This window comes from Nonomuraea sp. H19 (assembly GCF_052068215.1).
Lineage (GTDB): Bacteria > Actinomycetota > Actinomycetes > Streptosporangiales > Streptosporangiaceae > Nonomuraea.
This window is the reverse complement of the sequence record NZ_JBQHCV010000003.1, coordinates 65,253-85,767: the sequence shown is the minus strand read 5'-3', so window position 1 is coordinate 85,767 and position 20,515 is coordinate 65,253. Positions and strand designations below refer to the sequence as shown.

The following is a 20,515-nucleotide window of genomic DNA, read 5'->3' as shown; positions in this document are numbered from 1 at the left end:
CCTCCCTCGCTCGCTGTAGGTGATTTTATGATTACCAAAAGTGTTGGGAAACTGTCGCTTCCGTTTCCCGGCCATCACTCGCAGGAGAGTCTTCAGGACTTCAAGCGGATGGGTGATCCCTTACTCTGATCGCCGACGGGTGGAGGGGCCTGCGGATGACGATCCAGGGCCTGTTCGCGAGGGCGGGCGGCTGTTCGGGGTCGTGCGGAACGAGGCTGGGGTCGTACGGTTCCCCGACGGGCGCCGCTACGCCGCCGCGGTCTTCACCCGGGCCCACCGGCCACGCGTCAACGACAACGAGATCAAACGCGGTCATCGGTGCCGCGGCCGCGGCGGCCGTGGACTCGTTGCGAGGTCAGGGGCGTGTGTACGCCGATTTGAGTAGCCGGGACGCCGCCACCGGGTGGATGCGGGCTGACGGCCGCCGCCGCATGATGAGCAGCCGTCGGATCACCAACCGGTAAGGGCGCGACGATGAAGGCGGCGGCGATCGGGGCTGGGCCACAGACATCACCGCACTTCCGGGATCAGCCGATGACCTGGAGGAACTCATGACCCACCACCCAACCGGGCCGGTCGGCGCCGCTCCGCCGCGAGCCCGCCGCATCTGGCTGATGCTGGTCGTCGCGGCAGTGTTCGGCGCCGTGCTCGTCAGCCCCTATCTCGGGCTCGACGCCGGCGACAGCCGGCTCGACGTGGGCGGCGGGCCGCACTATTACCTGCTCGTCGCGCACATATTGACGGCGCTGGTCGCGCTCGTGCTCGGCCCGCTCCAGTTCGTCCCGGCGATCCGGGCGCGCAGGCGGGTTCACCGGACGATCGGCCGGTGCTATCTCCTCGCGGGCGTGGCGCCCTCCGCGCTGACCGCCATACCGGTGGCGCTGCTCTCGGGCCGCCTCATCACCCAGATCGGCCTGGTGGTCCCCGCCGTCCTGTGGCTCGTCACCGGCTGGCTGGCCGTCCAGGCCGCCCGCCGCCGCGACTTCGTACGGCACCGGAACTGGATGATGCGCAACTACGCGCTCACCTTCCTCGCCGTCACCTCACGCGTCCTGGTGCCGCTCTTCCTGCTGGCCCAACTGCCGTTCAGCGGCACGGCGAACGCGGGCTCGATCGGCGCCAACGCCCCGTCCGTGATCCCGATCGGGCAGGTTCTCGGGTGGATCGTCAACCTCGTCGTGGTGGAGATCCTGATCAGACGGCGCGGCCGCCGGTGAGCGAGAGCGCCGCGCCGGCCATGCGCGAACCGGCCGAAGCTCTGAACCCCCGAACACCCTGATCCCGAACAGACGTCGCCGCAGGTCAGGTCGTTATCACGTGCTTACCGAATGTCATGATCATTGTTATGGTAATGATATCTACCAAAAATCCCGCCTCCCGCATAGCCGTGCGAACCTTGCCGCGATCAATCGGAGCCGAACGGGGAGATCTGTCGTGGCTGGCATCCTGGAAACCGACCGCGTTCACGAGGCCTTTGCGGGGCAGGTGCGGCGCACGCCTGATCGCATCGCCGTGGTCGCCGGCGAAACCCGCGTGACCTATCGCGAACTCGACGCTCGCGCCGAGCGGATCGCCGGCGAGTTACGCGGCCGCGGCGCGGGACCTGGCGACGCTGTGGGCGTGTGCCTCGACAGGGACGACTGGCTGATCGCCGCCTTGCTGGGAGTGTGGCGGGTGGGCGCGGCCTACGTGCCGCTCGACCCGGCCTATCCCGCCGACCGGCTGGAGTTCATCGCCGCCGACGCGGACATGGCGCACCTGATCACCTCGGAGCCGGTGGCCCGGAGGCAGGAGGCCGTGCTGCGGGCGTCGGGCGCCGAAGCCCTGCTGATCGAATCCGTGGCCGACGGTGCCGGACCCTCTGGTGAAGACGCTGCTCCGGTGCCCGGCGGCCCGGCGGACGCCGCCTACGTGATCTACACCTCCGGCTCGACCGGCCGCCCCAAGGGCGTGGTCATCGAGCACCGCAACGTCATGGCGCTGCTGCGCCACGAGGCGATGCAGTATCCGGACGAGCTGGACGGCATGCTGTTCGCCACGTCGGTGTGCTTCGACCCCTCGGTGACGCAGATGTTCCTGCCGCTGCTCTGCGGCGGGACCGTGATCGTCGCCGACAACCTGCTGGCCCTGTCCGCTCTTCCGGCCCGCGACGAGGTGACGACCGTCTACGGCGCCCCCTCCGCGCTGGTGGCGCTGCTGAGCGAGCCGCTCCCCGCCGGCGTGCGCATGGTGATCGCCGGGGGCGAGCCGCTCACCAGGGCCCTGGCCGACCGCATCTACGCCAACCCCGGCGTGCGCCGCGTGGTAAACGTATACGGGCCGACCGAATGCACGGTCACCTGCACCTCCTACGAGGTGCTCCGCGACGAGGAGGGCGAGCCGCCGATCGGCTCGGCCTACGCCGGTTCCGTGCTCACCGTGCGCGACTCTGATGGACGGCCGCTGGCCGACGGCGAGATCGGCGAGTTGTGGGTGGCGGGGCCGCTGGTCGGCCGGGGCTATCTGAACCGGCCGGCGCTGACCGCCGAACGGTTCGTGACCGACGAGGACGGCGTGCGCCACTACCGCACCGGCGACCTCGTCCGCCGCGAGAACGGCATCTGCCACTACGCGGGTCGTAACGACGACCAGGTCAAGGTGGCCGGGTTCCGGGTCGAGCTGGGCGAGGTGCAGGGCACCCTGACCCGGCATCCGGGCGTCAACCACGCGGTCGTGCTGACGCAGAACGACGCCCGGGACGTACGGCGCCTGGTCGCCTACGTGGAACCCGCGCCGGACACCCCCATCCTGGACGGGACGGAGCCGGGGGAGGCGGGGCTGGCCGAGGCCGGGCTGCGTCGATGGATGGGCGAGCGGTTGCCCGACTACATGGTGCCGTCCAGGATCGCGCTCATGAAGCGCATCCCGCTCGGCCCCACAGGGAAGGTCGACCGAGCCGCGCTGCCCACGCTGGAATTCACCCCCGAACTCGGCGCCTACGTCGCGCCGCGGAACGACACAGAGCGGCGCCTCGCCGAGATCGTCGGCGCGGTGCTCGGCGTCGAGCAGGTCGGCGTCCACCACCATTTCATCGATCTCGGCGGCGAGTCGCTGGCCGCCGCCCGGATCTGCGCGGTCATCGAACGGGAGCTGGGCGCGCGCGTGGCGCTCACCACGTTCCTGGGCCGGCCCACGATCGCCGAGCTGGCCCCTCTCGTGGAGGCGGCCAAGGCCGCATCTCCAGGACCCGCCGGGCCCCGGCTGAGCCGCCACCACGGCAGGGACCGCTACCCGCTCACCTCCGCGCAGCACGGCATGTGGCTGCTACGTGAGGTCAGCCACACCAAGAACGCCACGACACTCGCCTTCCGCCTGCGCCTGACCGGGCTCGACTCCGCCGAGCCCGTCAGGGCCGCGCTGGACGCACTGGTTCGCGAACACGAAGTGCTGCGCACGGTCACCGTGGCCCTGGACGGCGAACCGGTAGCCGAGGTGCGGCCGCCGGCGCCGGTCCCGCTGGAGGAACACCGGTACGCGCCCGGCCTGGCGGAGCGGCTCGCGGTCCACGGCTTCGACCTGTCCGCCGACGTCCCGCTGCTGCGCGCGGCCCTGCTCTGGCACGACGAGCGGACGGCCGAGCTGATCGTCGTCACCGACCACACCGCCTACGACGGCTGGTCCAACGCCACGCTCATGGCGGCGCTGACCGGTACCGTCGCGGAGCAGCCCGTCCAGGTCGGCGACGTGGCACTGCTGGAGCAGGAGCTGGCCGCGGACCCCGCCAGGACCGAACGGCTCCGCGCGTTCTGGGCCGAAGAACTGGCCGGGGCGGCGCCGCCGTACGACCTGTCGGCCCGCGCGCAGAGCGGTCCCAGCCGTTTCCGCGGCACCCGGCTGGTGCGCACCGTGCCGGCGCGGACGGCGGCAAGGGTGGGCGAGCTGGCCGCGGCGACCGGCACGACCCCGTTCGCTGTCTACTTCACCGTGCTGGGCCTGCTGGTGGCGGCGCAGACCGACCGGCCCGACGTGCTGCTCGGCGCGGCCGTCGCCGACCGTGCCCACCCCGAGCTGGAGGGTCTCGTCGGCCCGCTCGTCGACGTGCTTCCGGTACGGCTCCGTCTCGACGGTGACCTGTCCGTACGGAGGGCCATCATCCAGGCGGCGGCGGCCACGACCCGATCGCTCGACCACATCGGCCTGCCGCCCGGGGAACGGCTGGCCGTCTCCGGCATCGAGCGCCCCCGTGGCACGATGCTCACTCCTGTCGTGCTGTCCTACCAGCCGCCTGCCGTGCCGGTGCGGCTGGCACGCGACGGGCTCACCGTGGAGCTGCTCGGCGAGCTGAGCGGCGGCGGGGCGCAGGCGCCGTACACGCTGTTCGTGAACACGACGGTGGAAGGCGTGGAGATCCAGGTCGAGTACGACATCGACCACTTCACCCAGGAGGAGGCCGGGTCCTTCGCCGACCGGCTCATGCGGCTGCTGGAGGCCACGGCCGCCGGTCCGGACCTGCCCCTGTCGGCGTTCGAGCTGGTCACCGCGGAGGAGCGGGCCACGCTGCTGGCGTGGGGTGAGGGCGCGCCGCTGCCCGGGCTCGGCGCGGCGACCGTGGTGCACGCGGTGCTGGAGCAGGCTGGACGCCACCCCGAGCGGGTCGCGGTGGCGGACGGTGCGGGGTCGCTGACCTACGCCGAGCTGGCGGAGGCGTCGGCCCGCGTCGCCACCGCCCTGCACGGCAGGCTCCCGGCCTGGCCCGCCTCTCCAGGCGCCCAGTCCGCTACCCAGGCCGGGCATCGCGCCCCTGAAGGCGACCATGTCGTGGGCGTGTGCCTGCCGCGTGACCGCTACCTGCCCGCCGCGCTCGTCGGCGTGGCCAGGGCCGGCGCGGCCTACGTGCCGCTCGAGCCGGACCACCCGGCCGAGCGGCTGCGTCACCAGCTCGCCGACTCCGGCGCCACGGTCGTGCTCGCCGCGGGAGACACCGTCCACGTCGCGCGGGAACTGGCCGAGTCCACCGGCGCGACCGTGCTGGACCTGACGGACCTCGCCGGCCTGCCAGAAGGCGACGCGTCGCCCGCCACCACACCTGACGGCCTGGCCTACGTCCTCTACACCTCCGGCTCGACCGGCCGGCCCAAGGGCGTCGAGGTCTCCCACGCCAACCTGGCGGCGTTCGTGGCCGCCATGCGGGTCACGCCCGGCATCCGCGACGACGACGTCATGCTCGGCCTCACCCCGTTCTCCTTCGACGTCTTCGGCTTCGACCTGTGGGTCAGCCTGTGCAACGGGCTCCGCCTCGAACTGCTCGACCGGGCCTCCGCCGTCGACGGGCACGCCGTGGCCCGGCGCATCGACGGTTGCGGCGTCACGCTGTTCACCGCCACCCCCACCACGCTGCGCATGCTGGTGGCCGCCGGGTGGGCGGGCGACGACCGGGTCCGCGTGGTCAGCATCGGCGAGGTCCTTGATTCGGCACTGGCCGGCGAGATGGCGGGCAGGGTCGGCGAGCTGTGGAACTCCTACGGGCCGACCGAGACGACCATCTACTCCACCATGACGAGGATCGCCGCCCCCATCGACGACAGTGTGTCCATCGGCGGGCCGCTGCCCGGCGAGCGGGCCTACGTGCTGGACCAGGCAGGCCGCCTCGTCCCGCCGGGCGTCCCCGGCGAGCTGTGGATCGGCGGCGCGGGCGTGGCCGGGGGCTACCGCGGCCTGTCCGCGGCGGCGTTCGCCGACGATCCGCTGGCACCGGGCGAGCGCCGCTACCGCACCGGTGATCTGGCGCGCTGGCGCACTGACGGCACGCTCGACTTCCTCGGCCGCCGCGACCAGCAGGTGAAGATCCGCGGCCACCGGATCGAGCTGGGCGAGATCGAGGCGGCTCTGCGCGAGAGCGTGCCCGACGCCGTGGTCGCCGTGCACGACGAGCACCTCGTCGGCTACCTGATCGGCACGGCCGACACCGGCGCGATGGAGGCGGCGCTGCGCGAGCGGCTGCCCGACTACATGGTGCCGCGCCGCTGGATGACGCTCGACAAGCTGCCCACCACCTCGTCGGGCAAGGTGGACAGGGGCGCGCTGCCCAAACCGGAGCGCGCCGCCACCGGGACGCCGGTCCCGCCCAGCAGCGATGCCGAGCTGCTCGTCGCGGAGGTCTGGCAGGCGGTGCTCGGCCTCGAAACGGTCGGCGTGGACGACGACTTCTTCGCGGTGGGCGGCCATTCGCTGGCGGCCATGCTGGTCGCCGCCCGCCTCAAGGAGGCGCTGGCCATGGAGGTGCCGGTGCGGCTGCTGTTCGAACGTCCGGTGCTGGCGGCGTTCGCCACGGCCGTCGAGGCGCTGCTGATGGCGGAGCTGGAGGCGGGCCGATGACCGGGACGCAGCAGGGCACGCACGACGCTGGAGGCGGGCCGATGACCGGGACGCAGCAGGGCACGCACGACGCTGGAGGCGGGCCGATGACCGGGACGCAGCAGGGCACGCACGACGCTGGAGGCGGGCCGATGACCGGGACGCAGCAGGGCACGCACGACGCTGGAGGCGGGCCGATGACCGGGACGCAGCAGGGCACGCACGACGCTGGAGGCGGGCCGACGGCCGGGACGCAGCAGGGCCTGCGTGACCGGCTGGCGATGCGGCTGGCCGCCGCCCGCCAGGCCGCGGCCCGTACCGTGCCGGGCATCCCCGCCAGGCCGGAGGGGTCGTCCGCGGCGCCGTCGCCGGCGCAGGCCCGGCTGTGGTTTCTGGACCAGCTCGCCGAGCCCGGCGACCGCGGCGCGTACAACGTCCCGACGGCCGTCCGGCTGCGCGGCCCGCTGGACACGGCCGCGCTGCTGGCCGCCGTGCGGGAGCTGGTCGAGCGGCACGAGGTGCTGCGCACGCTGGTCGACCAGGACGGCACCACCGTGGTCGGCGCCGATCTGGTGCCGGTCACGGTCGAGGACCTGACCGATCGGGAGCTGCTGGCGGCACGGCTGGAGCGGGCGGCGTACCGGCCGTTCGCGCTGGACCGCGAGCCGCCGGCGCGGGTCGTGCTCTACCGCATGGACGACGACGAGCACCTGCTGCTGCTCACCGTGCATCACATCGCCTTCGACGCCTGGTCCAGGGACGTGGCGATCGCCGAGCTGGCCTCGCTCTACACCGCCGGACTCGGCCTGGCCGAGCGCCCGCCGGCGCCGCGCGTGCAGTACGCCGACTACGCGCAGTGGCTCGCCGGGCAGCCGCCGGGCGACGTGACGTGGTGGACCGACCGGCTGGCCGGCCTCGAACCGGTGCTCGACCTGCCCACCGACCGCCCGCGCCCGGCCGTCGCCGCCTGGGCGGGCGGCGAGGTGCCCGTCCGGCTCGATCCCGGGCTGGCGGCCCGGGTGCGGGCGGCGGCCTCCGAGATCGGCGGCACGCCGTTCATGGTGCTGCTGGCCGCCTGGCAGGAGCTGCTGGGCCGGATCTCCGGGACCGACGACGTGCCGGTGGGCGTCCTGGAGGCGGGCCGCCTGCATCCCGACACCGAGAAGATGCTGGGCTGCTTCGTCAACACGCTGGTCATGCGGGGCGACCGGTCGGGTGATCCGACGGGTCGCGAGCTGCTCGCCCGCGCCCGCGACACCGCTCTGGAGGCGTTCGCCCATCGGGAGACGCAGTTCGAGCGCGCGGTGGAGGTGCTGCACCCGGAGCGCAACGTGGCCACCACGCCGATCTTCCAGGCGGTGCTGAACGTCTTGGACGCCCGGCCCGAGCCGGCGCGCTTCCCGGGGCTGGAAGCCGAGGTGTTCGAGCCGCCGCTGCGGACCGTCAAGTACGACCTCAACCTGGCCCTGGTCAATACGGGCGACGGCTACGAGGGCTCGCTGGCCTACCGCGCCGACCTGTTCGACGCGGGCACGGCCGGCCGGCTGGCCGGCTGGTACGTGACGTTGCTGGACGGCATGCTCGCCGCCCTCGACTCCCCGGTGGGCGCGGTGCCGCTGGAGCCGGTCGCCGGCCCTCTGATCGCGGGCCCGCGCCGGGACTACGACCTGTCCAGGCCGCTGCACGCGTGGTTCGAGGATTGGGCGGCGCGCACGCCCGAGGCCGTCGCGGTCGCGGATCCGGCAGGCACGCTGACGTACGCCGAGGTCGACCGGCAGGCCAACCGGATCGCGCACCGGCTGCTGGCGGCCGGCGTCGAAGCCGACGACGTGGTCGGCATCCTCGCCGAACGGCACGGGCCCCTGGTTCCCGCGATCCTGGGCGTGCTCAAGGCGGGAGCCGCGTACATGCCGCTCGAACCGGCCTACCCGGACGACCGGCTGGCGTACATGGTGTCCTGCGGAGCGCGCCTGGTGCTGGCCGAGCGGGCGCTGGCCCGACGGCTGCCCGGTGCGCTGGTCCTGGAAGACGTGCTGGCCGAGGACCTGCCGGACACCTCTCCGGAGGTGCGCGTATCGCCCGGGCACCTGGCCCACGTGCTGTTCACGTCCGGCTCGACCGGGCGGCCGAAGGGCGCGGCGGTGGAGCACCGGGCCGTCCTGCACTACCTGCGAGCGGTGGCCGAGCGGATCGGCGGCGCCTACGCCTCTTGGGGCGTGGTCTCCACGATGGCCTCGGACCTGGTGATGACCTGTCTGTTCGGGGCGCTCACCAGCGGCGCCACCGTGCACCTGGTGGACCAGGACACCGCCACCGACCCCGACGCCTACATCTCCTACCTCGCCGCCCACCCGGTCGAGGTGATCAAGATGGTGCCCAGCCACCTGGAGCTGCTGGCGGCGCACGGCGACCTGGCCCGCATGCTGCCGGCCGAGCTGCTCATCCTGGCGGGTGAGGCGACGTCATGGGAGCTGGCCGAGCGGATCAGGGCCGCCCGGCCGGGCCTGGAGCTGCAGATCCACTGCGGCCCCACGGAGACCACGGTGTCGGTGCTGAGCTGCACCGCGCCGGAGACGCCCACGGGCTCGGCGGCCGTCCCGCTGGGCCGGCCGCTGCCGAACGTGGACTGCTACGTGGTGGACCCGGCCGGCCGCCCGCTGCCCGCGGGCGTGCCGGGCGACCTGTGGATCAGCGGCCCGAGCCTGGCGCGCGGCTATCTCGGCCGCCCCGACCTGACCGCCGAGCGCTTCGTGCCCGACCCGGTCACCGGCACGACCCGCTGCTACCGCACCGGAGACCGGGTACGGCTCAACGCCGACGGCCTGGTCGAGTTCCTGGGCCGGGTCGACGACCAGGTCAAGATCCGCGGGTTCAGGGTGGAACTGGGCGAGGTCAAGGCCGCCCTGCACGACCAGCCGGGCGTGCTGGAGGCGGCGGTGCTGCCGATCGGCGAGGCGCACAACCGCCGCCTGGCCGCCTGGATCGCCCCGGCCACCGTCGATCTCGCGGCGGTCCGCGCCGGTCTGCGGGAGCGGCTGCCGGAATACATGGTGCCGCCGGCCATCGTCGTCCTCGACACGCTGCCGCTCACCCCGCTCGGCAAGGTCAACCGAGCCGCGCTGCCCATGCCGGAGGTGGCCGCGGCGGCCGAACGGGTCGCCCCCGGCACACCGACCGAGCTGCGGATCGCCGCGGTCTGGGCCGGCGTGCTCGGCACCGACGACTTCGGCGTCGAGGACGACTTCTTCGCCCTCGGCGGAGACTCGTTCATGGCGGTGCGCGCGGTCAGGGAGATCGACCCGGCGCTGCGCGTGATCGACCTGTTCACCCGGCCGACGATCCGCGAGCTGGCCGCCCATCTCGACTCCGGCGACGGGGCCGAGCCCGGGCTGCTGCACCGGCTGGCGGGACCCGCGGTCGCGAGCCGTACCGTGCTGTGCGTGCCTTACGGCGGCGGCTCGGCCGCCGCCTACGGGCCGCTGGCCACCGAGCTGGCGGCCCGGCATCCCGGCACCGCGGTGCTCGCCGTCGAATTACCCGGCCACGACCCGGCCCGGCCGGAAGAGCCGATGCTCACGCTGTCCGAGCTGGTCGACCGGGTGGTGGCGGAGCTCTCCTCGCTGAGCACCGGGCCCGTCGCACTCTACGGCCACTGCGTGGGCTCGGCCGCGGCCACCGAGCTGGCGCTGCGCCTGGAGGAGTCGGGCGTGCCCGTGGCGGGGCTGTTCGTCGGCGGCAGCTTCCCCGACGCCCGGCTGCCCGGCCGGATCTCCGCCTGGTGGAACCGGAGGTTCCCGGCGAACAGATGGTCCTCCGACCGGTCGCAACGCGACTTCCTGCGTACGCTCGGCGCACTCGACGAGGACTCCGGCGATACCTCGATCATGCTGCGCGGCCTGCGGCACGACGTGGAGGAGGCGCAGGCCTGGTTCAGCGGCGAGCTGGCCGCCGGAGGCGCGCGCAAGCTGGCGGCGCCGGTGCTGTGCGTGATCGGCGAGCGCGACCGCTCCACCGAGCTCTACCAGGAGCGCTACCGCGAGTGGGGCGCGTTCGCCGAGCGCGTGGCGCTCGCCACGATCCCGCGCGCGGGCCACTACTTCATCAAGCACCAGGCGCAGCGCCTGGCCGAGCTGATCGACGGCCACCTCGGGGACTGGGCCGCGGGCCGGTTGCCGGAGCCGATCGCCGACGTCGAGGTGGTCGGTGAGCGCGCCCGCAAGGACCTGCGCCGCTTCTACACCGTGGCGGTCGGCCAGACCGCGTCACTGCTGGGCAGCGCGCTCACCTCCTTCGCCCTGGGCGTGTGGGCCTACCAGGAGAGCGGGCGGGTGTCGGACTACGCGCTGATCTCGATGCTGGCCACGCTGCCGTCGCTGCTGGCCTCCCCGCTCGGCGGGGCGGTGGCGGACCGGGTGGACCGGCGGCTGGTGATGCTGGCCTGCGACGCGGTCTCCGCCGTCGCGACGGCCGCGCTGGTGGCCCTACTGGTGGCGGGGCGGCTGGAGGTCTGGCAGGTCGGCGCCATCTCGGGCGTGCTGTCGCTGGTGACGGCCTTCCACCGGCCCGCCTACCTGGCGGCGGTGGCCCAGCTCGTGCCCAAGCCGTACCTCATGCAGGCCAACGCGGTCGCCAACATCGGCACCGGGCTCGGCATGCTGATGGCCCCGCTGGCCGGGGCGGCGCTGATCACCCTGATCGGGGTGCACGGGGTGGCCGCGGTGAACATCGTCACCTTCGTCATCGGCCTGTCGACGCTGTTGCTGGTGCGCTTCCCCGATCGGCTGTTCCACCGGCTGGAGGAGACGTTCACGCAGGCAGTGGCCGGCGGCTGGCGTTTCCTCGTCCGGCGGCGACCGCTGATGATCATGATCGGGTTCTTCGTGGTGGAGAACTACCTCGGGATGCTCGCCCTGGCGGTGACCGTGCCCACCGTGCTGTCGTTCGGCGACGTGGCCGCCGTCGGCACGGTGACCGCGGCACAGGGCCTGGGCGCGGTGCTCGGGGCGCTGGTCATGGTGTTCTGGGGCGGTACGGAGCGGCGGGCCATCGGCATGGTCGGGTTCGTCAGCGGCTTCGGCTTCGGCATCCTGCTGATCGGCCTGCGCCCGTCGGTCGCCCTGGCGGCGGCCGGTGGCCTGATGTCGTGGCTGTTCCTCAGCATCCTGAACGCCCACTGGCTGTCGATCATCCAGCTCAAGGTGGGGCTGGAGCTGCAGGGGAGGGTGCTGGCCACCAACCAGATGCTCGCGGTGTCCATGACGCCGCTGGCCTTCCTCACCGCGCCGCCGCTGTCCGACCTGTTCGGCCCGCTGCTGGAGCCCGGCGGGGCGCTGGCCGGCACGGTCGTCGGCGATCTCGTCGGCGTCGGCCCCGGCAGGGGGGTCGGGCTGCTCCTCGCCGTGACGGGCGCGTTGCTGGTGGTGTGGGGAGCCCTGGGCCTGTGGTACCGGCCGCTGCGGCGGATGGAGGACGACCTGCCGGACGCGGTGGCGGGCGCCGAGATCGCCGACGACCTCGACGGCGTGCAGGAACAGGCGGACAGGGAGCTGGCCCGCGGCCACGCGTGACCTGACGCGCCGGGAACGCGGCCCCCGGTCGCGTTCCCGGCAGGGCCTCGCCTCAAGCCCTCTCGGCAGGCGGCTGCCCGGAACCGCGGGTGGCCGCTTCAGAGGCCGCGGGGTCGAGGCGGTAACCGGCGCCGCGCACGGTGTGGATGCTGTCGCGGCCGAACGGCCGGTCCACCTTGTCGCGCAGGTAGCGCACGTAAACGTCGACGACGTTCGACGCGCCGTCGTACGCGAAGTCCCAGACGTGCTCGATCAGGTAGGTGCGGCTGAGCACCTCACCGGGCCGCCGCATGAACTCGTGCAGCAGCGCGAACTCCTTGGGCGAGAGCGTGATCGGCTTCTCCTCGCGCCGCACCACGCGGCTGACCGGGTCCAACGTGAGGTCACCCACCCGCAGGACGGCCGGACGCTCGTGCGGATCGCGGCGGGTCAGCGCCCGCAGCCGCGCGAACAGCTCCGACAGCGCGAAAGGCTTGGTGAGGTAGTCGTCCGCGCCCGAGTCGAGGCCGCGTACGCGGTCGTTGACGGAGTTGCGCGCGGTGAGCATGAGCACGGGAGCCCAGCGGCCCGCCGCGCGCATCCGGCGGCACACCTCGAACCCGTCGGGCGCGGGGATCATCGCGTCCAGCACGACGGCGTCATAGTTGTTCTCCGTGACGCTCCACAGCGCGTCCTCGCCGCCTCCCGCGACGTCCACGGCGTAGCCCTCCCGCCGCAGACCGCGGACCAGCATGCGTGACATGCCGGGATCGTCCTCGACGACCAACACCCTCATGGCTCCACCCTAAATCTCAATTGAGCAGGCCATCGATGGTGGTCCGGGCGCCGTTGATCGCGATGGCGAACCCGATGTTCTGCGCGTCGCCGGCCGCCGCGGTGTTGATGCCGATGATCTGGCCGGCGGAGTTCACGAGCGGGCCGCCGCTGTTGCCCGGGTTGATCGCCGCGTCGGTCTGGATGACGTGCTTCAGCTGGGCGCCGGCGTCGGTCTGCACGGTACGGCCGAGCGCGGAGACGATGCCTTCGGTGACCGTCGGGCCGCCCGGCAGGGCCAGGGCGTTGCCGATCGCGATGACCGGGTCGCCGACCCGCAAGGTGGAGGAGTCCCCGAGCGGGGCGACGGGCAGGTCGCCGGCGTTCACCTGCAGCACGGCCAGGTCGGCGGCCGGGTCGCTGCGCAGCACCTTCGCCGTCAGCGTCTTCCCGCCGTGGAGCGTCACGGTGACGGTCTGCGCGCCCTCCACGACGTGGTTGTTGGTGGCGATGATGCCGTTGGCGCCGATCACGAACCCGGTGCCGGTGCCCTGCTCGGCGACGGGCTCCAGCAACGCGTTGACGCCGACCGAGCGGGTGCGGACGGTGACGATCGACGGCTCTATCTTGGCCAGGATGGCGGGTGCGTTCACGGCGCCTGCGGGGGCCGCGGGGACGGCGGCGGACACGCTCGGGGCGGTCGCCCTGGCGATGTCCCGGCCGCCCAGGTAGCCCCCTGCTCCCGCGGCCGCCACGACGGCGACGAAGGCGACTGCGGCGGCGAGCGCGCGCCGGCCGTTCCGCCGCGCCCGGTGCACCGGAGCATGGGGGGCGGGAGCGGGGGCGGGGTAGGCGGGCGACCGGCGCGGGTCGTAGGTGGGGATGGTCATGGCGTGCTCCTCAGGGAAGCGATCCGTTGTTCGCTTCCTCAGCTTGCGGGGCCGCCGATGAGAGAATGATGAGAGCCGAAGTCGGCGTTCGATCGCGGTTGTGCCAGGCTGGCGAGTGTGCGGCTGCTCCCACGCTCCATGCGCGCCCGGGTGACCCTGGTCACCGCGGTGGGAGCCGTCGGCGCGCTCGCCCTCTGTCTCACCCTCCTGTACGCCGCGCTCGACCGTCAACTGTGGGACGCCATCGACGCCGGGCTGGCCGGCCGCGCCGGTGACCTGGCCGCCGCGCTGGAGGTCGGCGACACCGCCGCCCTCGCCGACGATCCGCTGGCGCAGCTGTACGGCCCCGGCGGCGACCTGCTGGCCGGCTCGGCCGCGCTGCCGAACCAGCGGCTGCTCACGCCCGAGCAGGTCCGCCAGGTCGGGGACGTGACGCTCACCACGCGGACGCTGCGGGCGGGCGAGGACGGCGGGCCGATCCCCGTGCGGCTGCTGTCGGAGCGCGTCGGCCCGAGCGGTGGCGTGCTCACGGTCGGGGTGTCGGCCGAGCCCGTACACGCCGCCAGGAACCGGCTGGCGATCGTGCTCTTCCTGGCCGCGCCCCTGCTGGCCGGCGCGCTCGCCGCCGGCGCGTGGGCGGTCGTGCGCACCGCGCTGCGGCCCGTCGACGCGCTGACCCGCGAGGCCGCCATCATCTCGTCGCTGGAGAGCGACAGCCGGCTGCCCGAGGTGCCCGGGGAGGACGAGATCGCCCGGCTCGCGCACACCCTGAACGACATGCTGGCCCGGCTGGGCGTGGCCGCCGAGCGCGAGCGGGCGTTCGTGGACGACGCCAGCCACGAGCTGCGCACCCCGATCGCGGTGCTGCGCGGCGAGCTGGAGCTGGCGCTCGACGCCATCGGGGACGACCGCGAGGTCGAGGAGTCGCTGCGGGCGGCGCTCGAGGAGGCGGACCGGCTGTCCAGGCTCGCCGACGACCTGCTGCTGCTGGCCCGTGCCCGGACGGGGGCGCTCGTCGTGCGTACCGAGGCCGTGGATCTGCTCGACCTGGCCGTCGCGGAGGCGCGCCGCCTGGGGCCCGCGCTCGGCGTGCGCATCGAGGCGTCCGGCGATCCCGTGGTGGTGAACGCGGATCCCGAACGACTCCGGCAGGTGCTCGCCAATCTGGCCCGCAACAGCGCGGCGGCGGGCGCGACCACCGTACGCGTGCAGGTCGCGCACGACCGGGAGACGGCCACCGTGCAGGTCGCCGACGACGGCCCCGGGTTCCCGCCCGGGCTGCTCGATGCCGCGTTCGCCCGCTTCACCCGGGGGGACGACGCCCGCAGCGGCGCGGGGGCGGGGCTCGGCCTGTCGATCGTGCAGGCGGTGGTCAGCGCGCACGGCGGCACCGTCAGCGCGCGCAACGGCGACCCGCTCGGCGGCGCCGTGGTCACCGCCCGCCTGGCCCTGCCGTAGCTTTCATCCTGTTCTCATCCGCGTCGCGGCACGCTCGCCTCATGACCACCCATTCACACCCGCTTACGATCTTGGGCAGGATCCGGCGCAACCGCTGGGAGCGGCATCCGGGAATCCGCAGCGGCCGCCAGCTCACCCTGGGCGAGCGGGCCGCCGACCGGGTGCGGCTGATCATGGGGTCGTGGCCGTTCGTGATCACGTTCCTGGTCGTCCTCGGCGCCTGGATCGCCGGCAACGGGCGGCACGGCTTCGACCCCTACCCGTACATCCTGCTGAACCTGGTGCTGTCGTGCCTGGCGGGCCTGCAGGCGTCCGTCCTGCTCATCTCGGCCCGGCGCAGCGACCAGGTGGCCTCCGAGCTCGCGCTGCACGACTACCAGACCGACCAGAGCGCCGCGGTGGCCATCGCCGCCCTCCGCTCCGAGGTCTCCGACCTGTCCGTCCAGCTCGCCCGCATCGAGGCGCTGGTGAAGAGGCGCCACCCGACCCCTTGACCGACGGGCCCCGCTCGCCGGGGCGGCGGGGCCCGTCGGTCAGGATGTGGCGAGTTCCTGCACCGGAATGTAGTCGTGGCGCATTCCGTGGCTGCCGAGCCACTGCCGCAAGCCCGCCACGGCCGCCGGATCGGCCGCCACTTGGGCCGCGTACTCCGACAGCGCCACCTCCTCGCCGTCGTCGAACAGCAGCCGCGCGGGACCCGACCACGACAGCGTCCACTTGGCCTCCCCGAGCTGGATCAGCACCGCCTCAATCGCCTGCCCGAGCACCCCGGCCAGCAGCGTCTCCGACGGGCTCCAGCCCAGCTCGCGCAGCTTGTCCGCGAGCTCCGCCTGCCGCCCGCGCGCGATCGCCTCGAACGCCGCGTCCAGGTACGGTCGCGACGCCCCCATCACCCGCTGACCGGCCACCGCCAGGTCGTTGAGCGCGTCGGCGTTGCGGCCCGCGTACATGCCGTGCGCCACCAGCTCCTCCCACGGCACCGGCCGCAGCTCCGCCAGCGCCTGCTGCGTCCACATGGACTGCTCGACCGCCTGCACCGCCACGTTCGGGTCCACCAGCAGGGTCAGCGCCGAACGGGGGTCAGGCACGTGCTGTGGCTCCGGCAGCTGCTCGATCGCGGCCAGGCGGTCGGCCAGGCTCGGGTGGGAGTCGTACGGCGAGACCTCCTCGGGCTGCTCGGCCTGCTTGGCGATCTCGGCCTGCCGCTCCGGGTCGCTCATCAGCGCGTGGAAGCCCCCGAACACCGAGGCGGGCCGGGCGCCGCCCGCGCCCGTGAGCGACAGGTAGTTGCTGACGTACACGTCCCAGCCGAGCGCCGTGGCGTGGATCTTGCGCAGGGCGCCCGCCATGGCCTGCCGGCCGCCGATCGAGACAGCGAACTGGTCGGCCTCCAACTCCTGCTTGCGTGAGACGGCCTGCGAGAGGCGCAGGTAGAGCTTGGCGTACCAGGTGAACAGGCGCTGGATGAACGGGTGGTTGCCGAGCCCCTGGACGGTCGCGATGAGCGAGACCCGCCCGCGGTAGACCGGCGCGCCCAGGCGCGTGTGGGCGCCGCTGTAGTGGCCCAGCTCATGCCCGAGCACCGCGCGCAGCTCGTCCACCGTCAGCGTCTGCAGCAGCGGCAGGCCGATGAACATCCGCCGCCGCGTCGCCTTCAGCCCGAGGAAGCGCGTGTCCTCGGAGACCGCCGCGTTCACCTCAGCGACCAGGCGGATCTCGTGGGGCGGCGCCGTGCGCACCCGCTGGGCCAGATCCTCGACCGTCTGCCATAGCACGGGCTCGTGCTCGCGGCCCACCGGCACGCCCGGCTGGTCGCCGGCCCTGCGGCGGCTCACCATGACCAGGGCGCGCACGAGCGCGCCCGCCGCCAAGGTGAGCACGATCGCGAACTTGATGGTGTTCGCGTGGAAGTCGACGAGCAGCAGGACGTCGAAGAAGATCGCCGTCGCCACGATGAGGGCGACCAGTATGTAGAAGCCGGCGAGCAGGGCGAAGGCCAGCACCGCTCGGAACGCTGTCGTCATGGAGGAGGACTCCCGGGGAATGGGTTCTCGCGAGGCTTGACCTTAGCGGAGTCGAGAAACTGGATAAAATCACTGAACCAATGTCGTACTACGACGAGCACGATCGAGCACGTTGGGTTCCGGAACCTCCCGGCAATCCGGAACGGTCCGCGTTCGAGCGCGACCGGGCCCGCGTGCTGCACAGCGCCGCGCTCCGCAGGCTGGCCGCGAAAACGCAGGTCGTAGGCCCTGGAGAGACGCTCGGCGGGGGGCAGCACATCCCGCGCACCCGGCTGACGCACTCGCTCGAATGCGGCCAGCTGGGCAGGGAGATGGGCGCCACGCTGGGCGTCGACCCCGACCTGGTGGAAACGGCGTGCCTGGCGCACGACCTGGGGCACCCGCCGTTCGGCCACAACGGAGAGGTGGCGCTCAACGCGCTGGCGGCCTCCTGCGGCGGCTTCGAGGGCAACGCGCAGAGCCTGCGCCTGCTCACCAGGCTGGAGGCCAAGGTGCTCACCGAGGACGGCCGCAGCGCCGGGCTCAACCTGACCAGGGCCGCGCTGGACGCCTCCATCAAATATCCGTGGACCTGCGACAAGTCCCCGAAATTCGGCGTGTACGACGACGACCTGCCGGTGTTCGAATGGATCAGGGAGGGCGCGCCGGAAGGCCGGGTGAGCTTCGAGGCGCAGATCATGGACTGGGCCGACGACGTCGCCTACTCCGTACACGATCTCGAAGACGCCCTGCACTCCGGCCACGTCACCCCCGAGGCGCTCCTTTCGCCCATCGAGCGCAGAGACGTGTCCGAGATCACCCGCACCTGGTACGCCCCCGGCGCCGACGTGAACGAGCTGGAAGAGGTCTTCGCCAAGCTGATCACCGACCCGCTGTGGCCGCGCCGCTTCGAGGCCACGCTGTCCGACCTGGCCGGGCTCAAAGCCCTCACGAGCGGCCTCATCGGACGCTTCTGCCGCTCCGCCCAGACCGCCACCAAAGAGGTGTACGGCTCCCGCCACCGCGCCGATCTCGTCGTGCCGCACGCGACCCGGCTGGAGTGCGCGCTGCTCAAGGGCGTCACCGCCCACTACGTCATGACCACCAAGGACCACCACGCCAATCAGGCCAGGCAGCGCGACATCATCACCGAACTGGCCGCCTTGATCACCCTTGGCGCGCCGGGCACGCTGGAGCCCGCCTTCCGGCCCGCATACATGGAGGCCCCGGACGACGCCGCCCGCGTCCGCGTGGTCATCGACCAGATCGCCTCGCTCACCGACACCTCGGCGGTCGCCTGGCACCGCAGGCTCTCCCGATGACCAAGCTTTGCCCATGTGCCCGGCCGCCTGACACAACCCGCTTTCCCGATGCCCGCGCCGGGCGGATACTGCGCCCATGGCCACATTTGTGATCGTCGGCGCCGGGCTGGCTGGGGCCAAGGCCGCGCAAACGCTGCGCGAGGAGGGCTTCGACGGCGAGATCGTGCTGATCGGCGCGGAGACCGAGCGGCCCTACGAGAGACCGCCCCTGTCCAAGGAATTCCTCCAGGGCAAGAGCGAGCGAGAAAAGATCTTCGTTCACGCCCCCGAGTGGTACGCGGACAACGGCGTGGATCTGCGACCGGGCATGCGGGTCACCCGCATCGAGCTCGACAACCATCTGGTCAGGCTTGACAACGGGGCCCGCCAGCCGTACGACAAACTGCTCATCGCGACCGGCTCCACGCCCCGGCGCCTGCCCGGGCCCGCCCACTACCTGCGCACGGTCGGCGACAGCGAGGCGATCAGGGAACGCCTCGCCCAATCCGGCAGCGTGATCATCGTCGGCGCGTCCTGGATCGGCCTGGAGACCGCCGCCGCGGCCCGCGCGGCCGGCTGCGCGGTCACGGTCGTCGAGCCCGAGCCCACCGCGCTCAATAGGGCGCTCGGCCCCGAACTGGGCGACGTGTTCGCCCGCCTGCACGCGCGCAACGGCGTCAACCTGCGTTTCGGCACCGCCGCCGCGGAGATCACCGACACCGGCGTACGGCTCAGCTCCGGCGAGCGGCTCACGGCCGACTTCGTCGTGGCCGGCATCGGCGCCGCCCCCGAGGTCGAACTCGCCCGCGACGCCGGACTCGACGTCGAACAGGGCATCCTGACCGACGCGGCGCTGCGTACCTCGCACCCCGACGTGTTCGCGGCCGGCGACGTGGCCGAGTCCTTCCACCCGCTGTACGGCCGCCACCTGCGCGTCGAACACTGGGCCAACGCCCTGAACGGCGGCCCCGCCGCCGCCCGGTCCATGCTCGGCCGCGAGGTCGTCCACGACCCGATCCCGTACTTCTACACCGACCAGTACGAGCTGGGCATGGAGTTCTCCGGCGACATCGAGGGCTACGACGAGATCGTCTACCGCGGCGACGTCGACAGCCTGGAGTTCATCGCCTACTGGCTGCGCGGCGGCCGGGTGATCGCCGGCATGAACGTCAACACCTGGGACGTCGTCGAGGAGATCCAGGAGCTCATCAGGTCAGGCGTCATTGTTGACCAAAAGGAGCTGTCGACGGGACAACGCTGACCACGTCCTCGTCGTTCTTCGGCTCCTGGGTCTTGGCCGGCTGCGGGGTCTTCTTCGACGCGCACTGGATCGCGCAGCGCGGTGTCTCGCCCAGCTTGCCGCGCAGCGCCAGCGTCTCCTCACGGGGCGAGAGCGTGCGGTTGCCCGACTGCCAGGCGGCAAGGTAGTCCCACGGCTTGACCATGCCCCTGCGGACCCACCAGAAGGCCGGGCCGGTCTTCCACGAGATCGCGAAATACAGGTTGGGACCGGTGTCGCGGGCGTTGCCCGACTTGCCCACCCGACCGAGCAACTGGCCGGCCTTCACCCGGACGCCCGGCCTGATGCCCTCGGCGACCGAGTCGAGGTGGCCGCCGAGGTAGCGGACGCCGTCGTCACCGATGATCGTGACGAACCTGCCCTCGCGGTCGGCGCCCACGTCCGTGGACGGCCGCCACTTGTTCTTGATGTTCACCTCGTCCACGACGCCGCCGATGGGGGCCACGAACGCGCACCCCTGCCCGGCCCAGATCGTCGTCTTGGGCAGCACGAGCAGCTTGCGCTGGTAGGTCGTCTTGCAGTCCTTGACCGGAAACGTATAGGTGTACTTCGACAGCTTCGGCGGCGGCACCTTCACCGGGTCGTCGCCTTTGGGCGGCTCCTCCTCGGCGGCCTGGTGCTCCGCGGTCGGGGCCGGCTCGGGGATCGTGGCGGTGACCGACGGCGTGCCCGCCGGCGGGGCGGTGGAGGGCGCGGTCGCGCTCACGCCCGCCAGGCCGGTCACCTGCGAGCAGGCACCGGTCAGCAGCACGGCGCCCGTCACGGCCGCCCATCGTCCGAGATGCCCCGATCGCATGATCTCCACCTGTGTCACCGTTTCCACCGACAACCTTTACCTTTGTAGCCGACCCGGGGGCGCGGCAGAGCCGGTTTCCCCCTTTAGACACCCACAGGTGACGCCATTCTGGCG

11 protein-coding genes are annotated in these 20,515 nt (G+C 72.7%); 7 read left to right on the top strand and 4 right to left on the bottom strand.

All coding sequences use genetic code 11. The features are described from left to right. Positions 1-551: 551 nt before the first annotated feature. The 3 genes from ACTMTI_RS07080 to ACTMTI_RS07070 all read left to right on the top strand — a co-directional run bounded on the left by ACTMTI_RS07080 (position 552) and on the right by ACTMTI_RS07070 (position 11,900). On the top strand, positions 552-1,217 hold the full coding sequence (locus tag ACTMTI_RS07080; protein ID WP_441118946.1) for a DUF2306 domain-containing protein: 666 nt from the start codon (positions 552-554) through the stop codon (positions 1,215-1,217). 217 nt (positions 1,218-1,434) lie between these two features. Further along, positions 1,435-6,354: an amino acid adenylation domain-containing protein gene (locus ACTMTI_RS07075; protein ID WP_441118944.1), complete on the top strand. Its 4,920-nt coding sequence runs from the start codon at positions 1,435-1,437 to the stop codon at positions 6,352-6,354. Next, positions 6,351-11,900 carry a non-ribosomal peptide synthetase/MFS transporter gene (locus ACTMTI_RS07070; protein ID WP_441118943.1) on the top strand — a complete coding sequence of 1,850 codons (5,550 nt, stop codon included), beginning with the start codon at positions 6,351-6,353 and terminating at the stop codon, positions 11,898-11,900. Before ACTMTI_RS07075 ends, ACTMTI_RS07070 begins: the two co-directional genes overlap by 4 nt. 52 nt (positions 11,901-11,952) lie before the next feature. On the opposite strand, the gene ACTMTI_RS07065 is transcribed toward ACTMTI_RS07070, so the two are convergent. Both ACTMTI_RS07065 and ACTMTI_RS07060 read right to left on the bottom strand, forming a co-directional pair. Further along, entirely contained in the window at positions 11,953-12,675 is a 723-nt protein-coding gene (locus ACTMTI_RS07065) for a response regulator transcription factor (RefSeq protein WP_441118941.1), read from the bottom strand. Between the two features lie 16 nt (positions 12,676-12,691). Next, entirely contained in the window at positions 12,692-13,543 is an 852-nt protein-coding gene (locus ACTMTI_RS07060; protein WP_441118939.1) for a S1C family serine protease, read from the bottom strand. A 117-nt stretch (positions 13,544-13,660) separates the two neighbouring features. On the opposite strand from ACTMTI_RS07060, the gene ACTMTI_RS07055 reads away from it, so the two are divergent. Together ACTMTI_RS07055 and ACTMTI_RS07050 are read left to right on the top strand one after the other, a co-directional pair. Further along, positions 13,661-15,001 (top strand): HAMP domain-containing sensor histidine kinase, encoded by a 1,341-nt coding sequence (locus tag ACTMTI_RS07055; protein WP_441118938.1) that lies wholly within the window; start codon positions 13,661-13,663, stop codon positions 14,999-15,001. A gap of 41 nt (positions 15,002-15,042) precedes the next feature. After that, positions 15,043-15,495, top strand: a complete 453-nt coding sequence (locus ACTMTI_RS07050) for a DUF1003 domain-containing protein (RefSeq protein WP_441118937.1) — start codon at positions 15,043-15,045, stop codon at positions 15,493-15,495. Between the two features lie 39 nt (positions 15,496-15,534). Here the strand turns inward: ACTMTI_RS07050 and ACTMTI_RS07045 are convergent, their stop codons facing one another. Next, positions 15,535-17,025 carry a M48 family metallopeptidase gene (locus ACTMTI_RS07045; protein ID WP_441118936.1) on the bottom strand — a complete coding sequence of 497 codons (1,491 nt, stop codon included), beginning with the start codon at positions 17,023-17,025 and terminating at the stop codon, positions 15,535-15,537. An 80-nt stretch (positions 17,026-17,105) separates the two neighbouring features. Between ACTMTI_RS07045 and ACTMTI_RS07040 the strand changes: the two genes are divergently transcribed. Together ACTMTI_RS07040 and ACTMTI_RS07035 are read left to right on the top strand one after the other, a co-directional pair. Beyond that, a complete protein-coding gene (locus tag ACTMTI_RS07040; protein WP_441118934.1) occupies positions 17,106-18,326 on the top strand; it encodes a deoxyguanosinetriphosphate triphosphohydrolase in 1,221 nt (406 codons plus the stop codon). 76 nt (positions 18,327-18,402) lie between these two features. After that, on the top strand, positions 18,403-19,566 hold the full coding sequence (locus ACTMTI_RS07035; protein ID WP_441118933.1) for an NAD(P)/FAD-dependent oxidoreductase: 1,164 nt from the start codon (positions 18,403-18,405) through the stop codon (positions 19,564-19,566). On the opposite strand, the gene ACTMTI_RS07030 is transcribed toward ACTMTI_RS07035, so the two are convergent. Next, on the bottom strand, positions 19,526-20,428 hold the full coding sequence (locus ACTMTI_RS07030; protein WP_441118932.1) for a peptidoglycan DD-metalloendopeptidase family protein: 903 nt from the start codon (positions 20,426-20,428) through the stop codon (positions 19,526-19,528). The two genes, ACTMTI_RS07035 and ACTMTI_RS07030, sit on opposite strands and share 41 nt — an antisense overlap. Between the last annotated feature and the right edge of the window lie 87 nt (positions 20,429-20,515).